Annotated in this window: 3 protein-coding genes; all 3 read left to right on the top strand. The window is 53.7% G+C overall.

The window, feature by feature from the left end; genetic code table 11:
• The first annotated feature begins 17 nt into the window (after nucleotides 1-17).
• The 3 genes from AC2D8V_RS07310 (at nucleotide 18) to AC2D8V_RS07300 (ending at nucleotide 15,242) form a co-directional block, all read left to right on the top strand.
• The gene (locus AC2D8V_RS07310) at nucleotides 18-662 is read left to right on the top strand and encodes a sugar transferase (protein WP_484732874.1); all 645 of its coding nucleotides are present in this window, start codon (nucleotides 18-20) and stop codon (nucleotides 660-662) included.
• A 625-nt stretch (nucleotides 663-1,287) separates the two neighbouring features.
• On the top strand, nucleotides 1,288-1,518 hold the full coding sequence (locus AC2D8V_RS07305) for a hypothetical protein (protein WP_484732873.1): 231 nt from the start codon (nucleotides 1,288-1,290) through the stop codon (nucleotides 1,516-1,518).
• 701 nt (nucleotides 1,519-2,219) lie between these two features.
• Nucleotides 2,220-15,242 (top strand): Ig-like domain-containing protein, encoded by a 13,023-nt coding sequence (locus tag AC2D8V_RS07300; protein ID WP_484732872.1) that lies wholly within the window; start codon nucleotides 2,220-2,222, stop codon nucleotides 15,240-15,242.
• Nucleotides 15,243-15,389: the final 147 nt, after the last annotated feature.

Raw genomic sequence — 15,389 nt, 5'->3', positions numbered from 1 at the left:
AAATCTGGAGATTTAAGATGACGATGATCACCTTCGCACCAACAATGCCAGGCAAAAAAACGCGCCTGATCGGACCAAAACGCCTTCTTGATGTTTCACTAACCGCATTGATTTTGCTTTTGATTTGGCCCGTCCTTCTGGGCGTTGCCATAGCAGTGGCCTGTACCTCGCCGGGACCGGTCTTTTTTGTTCAAACCCGAGTGGGCCTGAATGGTCGCACATTTAATATGCTGAAATTCCGATCCATGTACCGGGACGCAGAAGCGCGTCGTGCAGAAGTCGCAGCCACAAGCGACCGTGACGGGTTGTGCCTCAAGATCAAGTGCGATCCTCGCATCACCCCTGTCGGTCGAATTATCAGGCGGTGGTCTTTGGATGAACTTCCTCAGCTATTCAACGTGATCCGCGGAGATATGTCACTCGTTGGGCCCCGTCCGGCTCTGGTAGAAGAGGTTGCTGCTTATCCGGACCATGCGCATGCTCGGCATGCCGTTCCGCCAGGTATCACCGGATTATGGCAGGTGTCAGGTCGGGCAGACATCGGTTTTGACGAGATGATTGAGCTTGATTTGGACTACGTTCGCCGCAGCTCCACTAAAACGGACTTTAACATACTTCTTCGCACATTTCGTGTGGTTGCGAGCGGTGAGGGAGCGTATTAGCACAATTAGCGTCAACTGGTGATAAGTGGGGCAGGTCGGTCCTTTGGCGATTGGCCATGACCAAACCTGCCCACTTCAAAGACTTTAAAAACAACCCGAGATAGATCGCATGGTGGTGATGTTGCGTGGCTGTCTCCGGCATTGTTTAACTTTTTCAAAGGCCGTCTGTGGAAAACGCAGCGACAGGGAGCTGCTTGGATCTTTGCGCCACGGGAGAAACGGGCTTGTCCCGATGTTGGCCTCAGAGATCAACAGATACGGGTCCAATACCTGCCAGAAATTTTGATTAGGAAGTGGCAGGCGCACGAGGGTATTGCGAAGATTATATGGAGTATTCCAACTTTCAGGCAGACGACCGTTATCCCGTGAACTGACAATATTTTCGCGCATAGTTTTCGGGGGTGCTATCAGGTGCTTCGTTGATGGTAAAACTGTCCTGCTACCAGACAGTTTGCAGCGAGATTATTCGAACATTCGACTTTGAAGGCAATTTGCCCCGCAGGTTTTTTTACTTGGCATCTTCCATGGAGGCACGAGAAAAAGGCGATGATTTCTCAGAACACCGTTTTGTTGGTCGCACAACCGATTAATGGTAGGTAATGGGCTGTTGAACAGGGGTTGAACAATGAATGGGCGTTCATTTTTATTGATGATTTTCAGTGTTCTATGTGCTTTGGCTACACCCGCTTTGCCTGCTTCAGTATATAGTTTTGAAGCTACTTACGATGGATCGCTTGGCTTGAATAACCCTGAACGAACAACTGATGTGGACACCGCTGTGGCGAAGAGAAATCTGACTGGGACAATATCGTTTGGTACGATGTTTCTAGAAGACTTTCTGCCGCCGGCTGGTTAACAGTTCAGCGCTTCCCGTTTCAGTATCGATGACTTTTCGTACAATGACCTTCTATCTGAGCAGAACTCGACCCTCGTGCTAAACAACTTTGTTTTGCAAAGCTTTCCCACAGAGATTGCTGTAAACAGAATACGGAGCAGTATCATGCCCTTGAATAATGGCCGGTATACCGCTGTATTTATTTAGTTTTCCGATTATACGACGACTGTATTCAACACGAGATTTTCCACCTTTTATTGAACTGGACGAGTTCAGCGACGCATTTCTCATATTGTTTTCAGGCGATTTTGCCTTTGCTCGAAATGTAGATGAAACGGCGTATTTTCGTGTTAAAGCATCACTCCGACGACGGAAATTGCACCGGTCCCGTTGCCCGCAAGCTGGGCGCTCCAAGCAATTTCTTTAGGTGGGTTGGTTTTGGCCTATCGAAAGAAATCCAGAAACCGTCAATTCGTAACGTAGCTGGCAGAAACTGGTCACTTTGTGCTCAATTCCGCCACGCAATTAGAGGCGGTCGCCTCGGGCGGCGTGGTGACGACGCTATGTTGAACGACGTGCTTAGCTACTGACTTGGCGCCGTTTTTTTGGGGCAAAAAAATTCTTTCCCAAAGTTAATTTGGTTCCTAAAGTCTGGGTCATTGATTTAGGAGATTTACGTGGGTTTATTTTCATCGGCCGTTAATTGGGTCAAGAAAAAGGTCGTGAAACCAGTTACGACGTTCGTAACAGAGACGGTACCAAGTTTTTTCGACAAGGTTGGCGACGTCCTTGAAGGGGCCGGGAATTTTATTGCCGGTCTGGCATCAACCAAATTTGGCGTTTCGGGTACTGTGTCGGGAGGGTCGGGAAACGACCTGATTGTCGGGCTTGATTTTAATTCAATCGCGAATTTTCTAAAACTGTCTTTCTCTACGCTTTTTTCAGCTGATTTTTGGTCCGGTAACACGCGTCCTTCTTTGGTCGAAGAATTTGCCGATAATAATGACAACCGCCTGATTTTAGATGGAAATGGTGGTGACGACACGATGTTCGCTTTTGGGGGTCTGCCTACGATCTATGGTGACGGCGGCAATGACAGGATTATCGCATTAGGAGGTGACAACCGACTTTATGGCGGTACCGGCAACGACTTTATAGTGGGTGCGGGTTTCATAAACACTGTTTATGGCGGGTCGGGTCGTGACACCGTCATTGCCTTGGGCGGCTCAAACACGATCAGGGGCGAAGCAGGAAATGACATCCTGACGATTGCCGGGCTGAGCAATGACATCGATGGTGGAGATGATAACGATCTGATTGTTGCTTTGGGCGGAAGTAACACCGCAAGAGGTGGCTCCGGCGATGATAGGTTGTTCCTTGGTCTTGGCTTTAACAAAGGGTACGGGAGCCAAGGTAACGACGTCATTGCCGCAGCTGGTCTGGACAACAGGATTTACGGTGGCATCGGACGCGACACGCTGGTCGCCATCGGTGCAGGCAATGTAATCTACGGTGACGCAGATACCGGAGATTTTCTGGGGTCTGGCAGGTTCCAAAACGCAAACACCGGTGGCGATGATGTCATCGTGGCCTTTGGTGGTGCCAACTTCCTCTACGGTATGGGCGGCAATGATATTATCACGTCCTTTGCCGTAGGCGTTAAGGCGGATGGCGGATCCGGCAATGACAAAATTGTTGCTCTGGGCGGGGGAAACTTTGTCTTTGGTCGTGAGGGTGATGATCTCGTCGTTGCAGTCGGTGGTGCAAATGGCATCTGGGGCGGTGATGGCGATGATGTAGTGGTGTCCTTTGGAACTCTGGATCTTGCGATAGGCGGCGCGGGTGATGATGTACTGGTCAGCCTCGGTGTGCCAACCATTGCCTTCCAGTTGGGTGACGTTGGCCAAGATGTGATTGTCGGCGTTGGCGGAACGTTGCGGATCATGTTTGGCGACAATCCGTTTGATTTTGTCGCTGCGGAAGAAGGCGAAGACGAAGATGCCAAGCAGTCCCAAACTGATGGATTGATTGGATTTGCCGAGCAAACATTTCTGGACTTCCAGTTCACTGACTTTGAGTTTGAAGATCTGAGCCTGCCGACCCTGCCAAGTTTTGATGATTTCGACAGCGGTAGTCTGGATGCGGCTGGGACCTTTATCGAAGGCATCTGGGAAGGCATGAAGGATGTCTTTGGTTCTTTGTCGCTGGTCACGGAGCTCTTTGACCCTGACAACTATAGTGTCGACCCGTTGGTGGATGCTTTTGCGGAACTCGAGTTCCCAGGCTTTTCTAAACCTGACTTTTCGGGCGTTATCTTGCCCGCGCTCAACCCTTTTGACATCGACAGGCTTGGGTTTGAAGCGCTGGATGGGTTTAGCGCGCCCGCAACCCCCGATTTTAGCGAACTGGATGACATTATTCTCGGCGTAGACGGGATCATCGATCTGCCAGACCCGGGTATTGCGGCCAACAGCCTGTTGTTGCCCGACTTAGATACTACTTCGTTGCAGCCACCAAGTGCCAGCGATTTTCTCACCGACTTCACCTCTGGTTTTTCATCGTCTTCGCTGTCCGGCGTGTTGAGCTATTTCCCCGGAGAGGACACCAGCACAGGTGGATTGCCTGATCTTGGTTTCTCGAACTTGTTGGATGGGCTTCCCTCTTTTGAATTGCCTGACCCGAGCAAAGCACTTGATCTTTTGACCGGTTTGAGATTGCCATCCGGCGCCGTGCTCGGCGCGTTTGGCGACACCATGTCCAACCTGTCTGGCCTCTTTGAAGGCGCGGGCTTTTTTCAACCGGGCGAAGGGCGCGGATCATTTTCACTGCCAGACATCAGTCTGCCAAATCTGTCGTTCCCTGACTTTGACCTTTATGACCGGGTTGACGGTGATGACGGTGATATCCTTGTTTCTGTGGCGGGGGCGTCGTTGTTGTTCGGTCAGGAAGATGATGACCTGATCATTGGCGCCGGTCTGGCAAATTTGCAGTTCGGTGGCGATGGTTCGGACATCATGGTCGCTATTGCCAAGGGTAATTTGATTTCCGGTGGTCAGGACGACGACATCGCTGTGGGCGTAGGCTTGCTCAACCTCATTTCGGGTGGTGAAGGATCTGATATTCTGGGGGCAGCGGGCAAGTTCAACATTGTCACTGGTGGTACGGACGCTGACATTCTGATCGGCGGTGGCCTCGCCAATATTCTGATCGGCGGCTCCGGTCGTGACATCGTCGGCGGCGGCGGCAAGCTCAACATCGTTGCTGGCGGAGCGGACAATGACATCGTTCTTGGGGGCGGAAAGTTTAATGTGGCTCTGGGCGGTGCGGGCGATGACTTTATGCTCGGCGCAGGCACTCTGAATGCCATGCTGGGCGGGGTCGGTGACGACCTCATCTTGGGTGGCGGAAAATTCAACACTCAGTTTGGCGGTGAAGGAAACGACATCGCAGTCGGTGGTGGCAAGTTCAACATTATCGATGGTGACGAAGGTGATGACCTTCTGATCGGTGGTGGCAAATTTAACCTGCTGTATTCGCGGGCTGGCAATGACGCGCTACTTGGCGGCGGCACGTTCAACACGTTTATTGCTGGCTCTGGCACTGATCTTTTGGTCGGTGGCGGTAAGTTCAATATCTTTATGGCTGGCGTCGAGGATGACGCGGATGAGCTTGATCACGACATCGTTCTGACCGCTGGTAAATACAATACATTCTTTGCGGGCGCGGGCGACGATCTGGCCTTTATCGGCGGTGAACTGAACACGGCGTTTTTGGGCACGGGTCAAGACATTGCAGTCGCTTTTGCCTCAAACCTCAACTTTGTCTTTGGGCAAGAGGACGCTGATATCATCCTCGGCGCAGGTGTCGGAAATCTTTTCTCTGGGGGGACTGGAAACGACTTGTTGTTCGGGTTCGGACGCAAAGAGCCTGAAGAGAATGATGGTGGCGGAGATAACGATGAGGGTGACGGTGACGGGGGTGGGTCAGATCCGGTGCTGTCGCAAGCCGACATTCGTTCGGATGGCTCAGTCGATCTGGCTGGTGACTTTGGCGATGACCTGCTGATCGCCAAAGGGGGCAATGTCTTTATCGATGGTGGCACAGGCAACGATAAAGTCATCGCATCGGGTGATCTGAGTTTTGTTGAAGGCGGGGATGGTTACGATATTCTCTTCTCGCATAAAGGTCTAACCGCCATGGATGGCGGTGCAGGCAACGACATCCTGTTTTCTAAAGGCAAAGTCGGCGACAAAGGGATCAAATCCAATGAACTGACCCAACTGCTTTTCGACGGCGGAGATGTGCAGGGCGGCAAGGGCTCCGACCTGATCTTTGTCAATGGAACGGACATGGAGGTGTTTGGCGACGTCGGCGTTAACGTGTTTGACCCTGAAGCTGCATCGGATGGGGATGATTTGGACGATCGGGCGCAAGGTGATTTCATCGTTGTGTCCGGGGAACGCTCGAATGTTTACGGTCAGGGTGGGGATGATGCGATCTTTGCTTTTGGCGCCAACCACAGGGTTGACGGTGACGAAGGCGACGATCTGCTGATTGCTTTTGGTCGGGATACTGAACTGGACGGCGGCGCGGGCGAAGACCATGTTATCAATATCGGCAGCCGTATTGCGCGCTCGTTTGGCGGTGACAATGATGATGTTGTTATCGGCAAAGGCTATAACCTGCTCGATTGGTTGTCCGAAAACGGTCTGTCGACCTGGAATGAATTTCAACAAAACACTCTGACACTGATCGAAGCGATCGGGGAGACCATTGGCGACGCGGTCAGTGCAGTTGGTACGTTCCGCGGATTTGACGGTGAGCAGATCGAAACCTCTACCTTTTACCAAGGACGAGACGGCAATGGCGTCTTGCCTGAAGAAGACGTACCCAGTGCGTACGCGATACGCGATGCCGAAGTCGAACGGATGACAGATATTGTTCTGACACTGATCGACGAATACACGATAGATGGTCTGGGCACTGCCTTGGCCGAACTTGCTGATCCAAGCGTCACGGCATTTGCCCCAAGCTACGATACAATCGCAGGCGATGTGGCACAGGCAGCAGTTGCTTTGGCCAGCCCCTATGCGCAGACGGCGTCATTGTCGCGATACGTTGGTACCGGCGATCTTATTGATGTTTCTGTGTTTGTCTTGGCCGCGCCGCTGGCACCGATATATTCAGGTGGCGCCGGCAACGATGTCATATCGGCTGGTCTGGGGCAGTCCATGCTGCTTGGTGGCTCTGGAAATGACAGCTACCGCAAGGCCGTCGGCGAACGCGTCACGATCATTGATGAAGAGGGTGAAGGTGGCGAGGACTCTTTGGAAATTCGCGCCTACGCCACCGACATTTTCAGCTTTGAAGGGCAAACGCTGACCGAAGCTAACCTGATATTTGAACAGATTGACGGACGTTTAGACGGCTCTGCAAATGACTTGCTGATTAAGGTTATGTCCAGTGGGGCCGACGCCGAAGTAAAGTCCATGACTGTAATTCTCGATCAGTATGAGGCGAGCAGTCAGGTTGAAACACTGATCTTGCGCAATCCGTTCGGACCGGACCAAACGCTGTCTCTGACCGAGCTTGCTGCTTCGGCGTTAGTCAACAATGATGCGCAAGTCGATGGAGACGCGTTGGGCAATGAGATTGCGAATGATATTGCGCAGCTTGAGGTGTTGTTGCAGGCAGAGGACGGATACCAAGATCTGTTCTTTTACGACAACTTTGATCCTGAACAGGATGCTCAGTCGGATGACGGTGACACACTCGTTTCTTTCGAAAGTGCGCTTGATACGTATTTCCAAACGCTCGCCTCAGTAGAGCCAGGCGCGTCGTCCACAGGCAAAGCTGGCCTTGAAAATCTGTTGGATGGTGAAGTCTACGATGGTGCGCCTCAGGTGGCCGTTGGAGAGGGCGGTCAGATCTTGGCCGTCGACGGCGGTACGCTGCAGATCGAACGGTTCGAACTGGATGGTAAATCCCGGTTCAAAAGCACGCTGACGAGTGATGGTGCAACGGGCGGTTTCCGCACCGGTCATGTTTTGCCGATCTCTCAAGTGCCGTTTGAAATTGAGTTGCGAAATGATCTGATCGCCTCCTTGACTGGCATTGATGACATTCTGACGGCCCAAGAATCCTTTGATGCGGTCGCCGAAGCCGGATTTCAAAGAACCCTGACATTCAACACCAAAAACGTTTTCGCAAAGCCCTCGATAGACTTGAGCGATCTAACCGATGTGGATCAGCCGATAGGTTTCAGGGGAATTGAGTTCGAAAATGGTGGCACTGCGGTAAATAGCATTTTGTTTGTGGATGCGGCTGACGTCGGCAGTATGACAATCCATTCAGCGAATATTGATACGACCGTTCTTCAAGGTGCTGTTAAGGTTTCCATTGAGGACGGTGGTTTCCTCGTCGCAGATGACGACGATCAAGTTGTTGATCTGGTCGGGTCGATTAACTCAGCAGAGTTGGGCGGCGGCGCAGATCTGGTCAGGATCACGGCTGGTAGCAGCTTTTTGGACGGACAATCGGGTGCGGATGTTTTTGAGTTACCCCTCTTGTCGACTTCGGAATACCGTGGCTTGTACATTATTGGCGGCGAAGGCGTCGATACCTTCCGCGCTCTTGCACCAGAAGGCGAAGGCCCAGACGGCGGTGCGCAGGCGCGATCAAATGTTGTTTTACAGTTTGATGCAGAAGACATAGTTGATTTGTCGCAGATCGGCGACGATCTGACGCCGGTAGGAACGTCTGGCAGCAGTCTGCAGATCGAGAACGAGGCCGTTTTGCTTAGTCTCAGTTTCGCTGGACCTTTGCCGAACCTGATCTGGACGGATGGGATATCGCGCAAGCTAATCTCTATAGGTGATGATATTCCTGTCGGACCGATTGCGCAAATTGTTGGGCCTGATTTCCTGGGATATTCGATTGCCGGGACCGGAGAGTCAGACCTGTTTTTGGTGAACGATAACAATACAGGTATCACCAGCGGTCACGGCGATGACATCATCTATCTCAACCGCCCCAACGACTCTGTCAGCCACTTTATCAACGTAGGGTTTGGCAATGATCAGGTTGTAACGACCGGGGCATCGGTAGGAAACACCACACTCTCATTCTTTAACGCGGGCCTTTATGAGCACTACCGGATGGTGGACGGGTTCGACCAGTTATCGTTCTTCAACACGGTTACAAACGACCTGAACACACTGACAGGAGATGTCACGAGGATATTATTCCGTGATCAAAATTTGAATCCGGTGGAATTTGATTACGACACGTTGAACATTGTGACCCCAAAACAGTCACTGCTCACACTGGAAGACACCGACCTGACGTTTAGCGTGGATGCGCCAACGGGACTGCCGGCCGGTGCGTTGGCGCGGGTTCGCGTCAGTGAGGGCACGGGCCAGTTCATACTGGATGCGGATGGCACCATTTTAGCCGACGGAATGGTTTTCGACGCGGCACAAATCGACACAATAATCTTTGATCCTGCAGACAACGTGTTTGGTCCTGATGGTGTGGCGCTATTGGAAATCGAATATTTCGATGATCGCGGTCCCTTGGACAGGCGCGACGTCTCTATCGAAATTACGGCGGTCGAAGACCCGACGTTCTTTGGATTGGAGGGAGCGGCCTCCGGTGCGCCTTTGCAACTGATCGAAGGGGATAGTCTGGCGGGGCTGCAGTTTGCTTACTCTGATGTAGACAGCTCCAGCTCGGCTGAACTGTTCACGCTGCTTTTTGACCCCGGCACAACAGGTGCGACGATAGACACAAACTTTGGGTCCGGCACGTTCTTTGGGCAGATGGATATCACGCTGCTGCAACCCTTCCTGGACAGCATCGTCTTGAATGCCGACGAGAATGCGAATGGCACAATCTCGTTTGAGCTGCAGCGCGAAAACCAGCTGACCATTCAAACGGCGATATTCGAGCAAGACATCGTGCTGCAAGCGGTGGATGATCTTGAAACTCTTGTCGGTTTTCCGACCGAAGTGCAGCAAATCGAAGAAAACCGCAGCGCTTTAGCGCATCCAGACTTGCAGATCGCCAGTGTCGATGACGAAGCTGAAACGTTTTATCGTCTGGAAGTGTCCTTTCCATTCCCCTTCAATGACAAGGAAAGTGGCGTCGCAGGGGTTCGTGCGTCAAATTGGAATCTGGTGTTTGATGGTTCTGCCAACCTTGTGGCCGATAATGGTACCTTGGAGGGTATCTATCAGCGGGAATACATTCGGGACGAAGAGACAGACGAAATCCTGCTATCGTATGGAGTCCGGTCTTATTCTGGGACTTTCGATCAACTCAACGAAGTGCTGGGCGAAATTCAGCATGCCAGCAATACGAATTTCGTCAGCGAAGTGCCGTTTTCCTATAAACTGTTCAAAGTCACTGGTGACATCGCAGATCGTGAGGACGGCACGTTGGTTGTGCCCGATGGTGAAGAATTTCAAGGCGAATGGGTCATCGAGACGGAATTTATTGAAGGCGTAAACCAACCTTTCTTCCAACGAGGGCAATCGCTGCACGTGACACCGGATGTTGGTACGATCCCGTTGAACCTGACCGAATTATTCGACCCCGACTATCCAGACGATGCCCAACCGGAATTCGAAGCGCAAATATCGAGCAATGGCGTTTTCGATGGAGAATTGCGCTTGGCGGACGGTACCGTGGTCGAAGCTGGGCAACGATTGACGATGGAGCAATGGACGTCGCTGACATTTACGCTTGATCCGGACTACGCGGAGATAGGTGAACGGAACTACCAAGCTGGCTTTAACTTCTTCCCGTATAATCTTGAGGCTTCCACTGGTTCTGTCACGACAAACTCATTCAGAATTTTTGTCCGCGAAGACAAGGAATTGGTCGACGATGGCAACGGCGGACAGACCGTAGTTGTGAAAGGGACCGATTTCTTTGACCGCGTGCCTTTTAATGCCAATGCAGGCTACGGCACCTATCTTGGCGGAGAAGGGGACGACACCTTTACACCGGGTAGCGGTATTGACCTTATGGACGGTGGTGGTGGCAGCAACACCTACATTCTTGATGAAGAAAGCGGTGCCTACAATTACATAGAAGACTTTGTACTGGGCACCGACACGTTGCAAATCAGCGGCATGACGATCGTCCAAGCGATTGAGGAAATTGCCTTTGAAGCGCTTGAGGATGGCATTGCCGACGACACGCTCGACACGCGCGTTATATTTTCAAACGGGTCTGAGCTAGGTTTGAACGGCGTCACCGGATTTGCGGATTTCTACAACATCGCCCCCTTGAGTGTTGTGGATATGTATGAAGGACGCGAATACACCAGATTTGATGGCGATGCTGCCCCGACGATTATCGGCAACGTCTTGGACAACGACACAGACCAAAACGGCGACGCTTTTGAGGTCGATCTGACTAAGGTCACCGATCCGCTATACGGCACTTTGGCGATTCAGGCAGACGGCAGTTTTGTCTACACGCCAGATCGCGATTTCAGCGGCGACGACCGGTTTACCTATGTTGCTACCGATGGCCAAGACGCTGGTAATGCAACAACCGTAAATCTCGCCATTGCGGACGACCCGCTCAACGGTTCGGCGGGCGACGACTTTATTGACTACAGTGATGGCCTGACGGCGGAACGTATTCGTGTTGCGGGTAACGACGGCAACGACATTATTCTTACGTCGTACTTTGACGACACTGTTTTTCCCGGCTTGGGCACGGATATCCTTGGGGAGGGTAGTTCCGGCGATTGGGTGGTTGGCTCTCTTGCAGAACTAGATGGCGATACCATTCTTAATTTCGACGCAACACGTCTGCTTGTCACAGATGCTGTTATGCCTGAAATGTCAGTTGTCCAAGAGGGCGCTGAATGGCTCCTGACCCTGACCGATGGCGATCGAAGTGCAACAATTCGGATGGGCGCCGACAGTAAGCAGGCTGGCATTTTGCAAAGTTTCGCTTTTGACAGCGAGTTCTCGGACGAGGGTACACTTATCTCGTTGGGCGGTGTGGGCAATGTCTCACTTTTGGAAGGCGAAGACCGCCTTGTCTCTGAGGGTGGAACAACATCGTTTTCGTTCTTTGGAAAGGGCGGGTCGGATTTCCTCGCGATCGGCGACATATTTGGTTACGTTTCAGGCGGGGCTGGCGATGATGTTATTGTCGCTGGCGCGGGAGGTGATACGTTGCACGGTGGCAGCGGGATAGACGTGCTGACAGGGGGTGCCAAGTCAGATTTCTTCGTGTTTGACGCTTCTGATTTTACAGCCCCAACGGATGATCCGAACCAAGCCCTCGACATCAAGGTTGTTACCGATTTTGTCTCTACGTCAGATAAGCTTCAGTTCTATGGCTTTGGCACTGAAACAACGACCGAACGCGGACTAACAGATATCCACATCAATGGCAGCATTCTTGTTTTGCCATCCAACGATCACCGGGGCGTTTTGTTGCTGGACCAAAACCCTCGCATTCCTCGTATCCCCGACCGAGATTATACATTCAACGAATTCCCGGACTTCAGGGATAGTCTGGCGTTGAACTTTGAGCCTTTCCTCTTGCCGGATGTGGAAAATAACTACGTCACCAGAGACGCAGGCAACACGGCACTCACCGGTTTTTCAAAGGCAGATGTGCTTGCTGGCGGCCCTGGCAATGATACGCTTTCAGGGATGGGCGGTGACGATACACTGTCTGGGGGCGCGGACAGGGATGTCCTGGATGGTGGTGAAGGTGTCAATATCCTGACAGGTGACGGAGGTATTGACACGTTTTTGCTCGGGAATGTGTCGAACCCTTCAGCGACGCTGGATATCATCACAGACTTTGAACTCGGCGTAGACAAGATCATTCTCGACGAGCTGCCCGGTCTGACCACGCTCGAAAACATCGCACGGGAAAACACGGCAGAAGGTTTGCGTTTTGATCTCGGAGGGGGGCGGGGATTAATTCTCGAAGGGTTTACCGCGACCGAGACGTTTAGTGAAATTGATATTGAGGTCATCGTTGAAGCAGAACCAACAAACCTAGTAAACAGCGAGGCCGGGACATTTGCGGCAGCGCCGGCGACGAGTAGTTTCCAAAGCGCCCAGCCGCCGGAAGTGCCAAGTTTCACGGTACAGGCCTATTCCGTCCCCATTGGGGCGCTGATCTTGTCCGAGGCTTTGGTGGACTTTGGGTACACATTCAATCTCTCGACGCCGGTCGAGATTACTTTGCGCGACGAAGACGGTGTGTTGTCTGCAGTTCAGGAAATCACACCACTGTCTGTCGGTGACGACGATCAGGGATTGGTAACAGGTCGGTATTTGCTGAGCATCGAACCGAAAGCCGGCGGCGACCAAATAACGCTAATGGCGTTTGAACGCGCAGGTGTTGCAGACGTTCTGCTTGTACCTATGACGTCGTTGGGCGTTAAGCAGACCGTTTTGGCAGAGGCAGATACGTCTTTGGATTGGGTAGTCACTTCGAAAGTGTCTGTGCCCTACAGCGTTAACCTCAGCAACATTTTTGAGGGTACACCCTTCGACGAGATTTTATCCGGAAGTGAATTTACCGATATCCTTTTGGGTCTGGAAGGTGCGGATGAAATCCTTGGACTGAATGGCGACGACCAGATCAAAGGCGGCGACGGCGATGATCTGTTGCAAGGTGACGGTGGTAATGACCGCATTGAGGGCGGTGAAGGCGAAGACACTCTTCGTGATGGTACTGGTCGCGATACGTTGTTCGGCGGTGAAGGGAATGATTCCTTCGAAGTCTCCTTTAGTGCGTATGGCGATCTGGTCAGCGGTGACGGTGGCAAGGATACGCTCTACTACGATGCGCGCTCGTTGACGTCGGGCACAACTTTGTCCATCGACCTTGTCGAGAGCCGGATCAACGCGGTCGGAGCTGAGGAAAGCGGCACGGACACTGTTGTGGGCGTCGAATACCTTGAAGTCATGACATCGTCTGACGTTGATTTACAAGGCAGCGAGAGAAGCAACTTGCTGGTCACCGGCACGGGCTCTGACACGATTATTGGTGGTGGAGGTGGTGACACGGTTGATGCGGGTGCTGGGGCAGATCACGTTGAGGGGGGCGCTGGTTTTGACAGCCTGAACGGCTTTGGCGGCGCTGACGTTCTGATGGGCGGCGAGGGCGTTGACACGTTGCTGGGTGGCGGCGATGGCGACACGTTGTCCGGGGGGGCTGGCGGCGACATCATGAATGGCGGGTCCGGCACCGACTGGGCGGATTACGCGGATGCGGTGCAGGCGCAGCGGGTGGACATGTCCTTTGGCGGCACGAACACCGGGATTGCGGCGGGCGATGTGCTGGTCCAGATCGAGAACCTTTTGGGTTCGGCGCAGCGCGACTTCTTTTACGGCAACGATCAGGCCAATGAGATATCGACCGGCGAAGCGGACGACCTGCTGACGGGCCGGGGCGGTGACGACACGCTGATCGGTGGCGCGGGCGATGACTTTCTGAACGGCGGTCTGGGCGCGGATCACCTCGACGGCGGGGCCGAGGGCGCCTTTGGCGACTGGGCGCAGTACAACCTTGCCACCACCGGGGTGACGGCGGATCTGGTGGATGCCAGCGGCAACACCGGCGAGGCGGCGGGCGACAGCTACGTATCGATCGAGAACCTCTTTGGCTCGCAATTTGGCGATACCTTGCGGGGGGATGACAATTTTAACTACTTCCTCGGCAAGGACGGCGGCGACCTGATCGAGGCGCGCGGCGGCACGGATTACGTGATCGCAGGGGCGGGCAATGACACGCTGGATGGCGGCGATCAGGACGACATCCTGCTGGGCGGACTGGGGGCGGACAGCCTGATCGGTGGCGCGGGCATCGACCGGGCGCAATACAGCCAGGCGACGTTGGGTATGGTGATTGATCTGGGCACCGCGGCCAACAACACCGGCGAGGCGGCGGGCGACACCTACGACGGGATCGAGAACCTCTACGGCTCGTTCCTGGCCGACACGATCACCGGCGACGCGCAGGGCAACGTGCTGCAGGGCGTGGGCGGGGCTGACCTGATCAACGGCGCGGGTGGCGACGACGAGCTTCTGGGCGGCGGAGGCTTTGACACGCTGGACGGCGGCAGCGGGGCGGACACGCTGTCGGGCGGGGCCGGCAGCGACACGGCAAGCTACGCCAGCGCGGGCAGTGGGCTGCGGGGGGATCTGCAGTTTGCCGGCACCAACACGGGCGATGCCGCAGGCGATATCTATGCCAGCGTCGAGAACCTGACAGGCTCGAGCTTTGACGACGAACTATACGGCACCGGAGCGGCGAACCGGCTGTTTGGCGAGGGCGGCGATGACACGTTGGTGGGGCGCGGCGGCGACGACTACCTGATAGGCGCTGCGGGTGAAGATATCATGAACGGCGGCGCAGGCGCGGACCTGATGCTTGGGGGCTCGTCGTTTGACGTGCTTTTGGGCGGTGCGGACAATGACACGCTGACCGGCGGGTCTGACAGCGCGGATGTGTTCATCTTCCAGGACGGGTTCGGGGCCGACGAGGTGACGGACTTCGACGCACTGGATGATGCGGAGAAACTGGACGTGAGCGCGGTGAGCGCGATCACCTTCACCGACTACGCCAGCTTTGCCGCCACCCACCTGAGCACCCAGGGCAGCGACGTCCTGCTCACCGCAGGCGCCGATACCATCCTGATCAGAAACGTATCGCTGAGCGATCTCGGAGAGGCGGACTTTATTTTTGTTTGATGGTTGCCGCTAGGCTCAAAAAGCTGCCGGAAGCAAAAACGCATTTTCTGCTGAGTTTCTGCCTGGGTCGAAAGCGCTGTTTGCACCCGGTATGTAAAGCGTTGCGCCTCATTAGAATAAGCGGGCGCATGCACCGGTAAAAGCGTG

It is taken from the genome of Roseobacter sp. YIN89, assembly GCF_057219365.1.
This window is presented reverse-complemented; position numbering and strand designations above follow the sequence as displayed.

Excerpts from the sequence above, each read along its gene's own strand:
- AC2D8V_RS07310 (WP_484732874.1), top strand. The coding sequence starts at position 18 with ATGACGATGATCACCTTCGCACCAACAATGCCAGGCAAAAAAACGCGC.
- AC2D8V_RS07305 (WP_484732873.1), top strand. The coding sequence starts at position 1,288 with ATGAATGGGCGTTCATTTTTATTGATGATTTTCAGTGTTCTATGTGCT.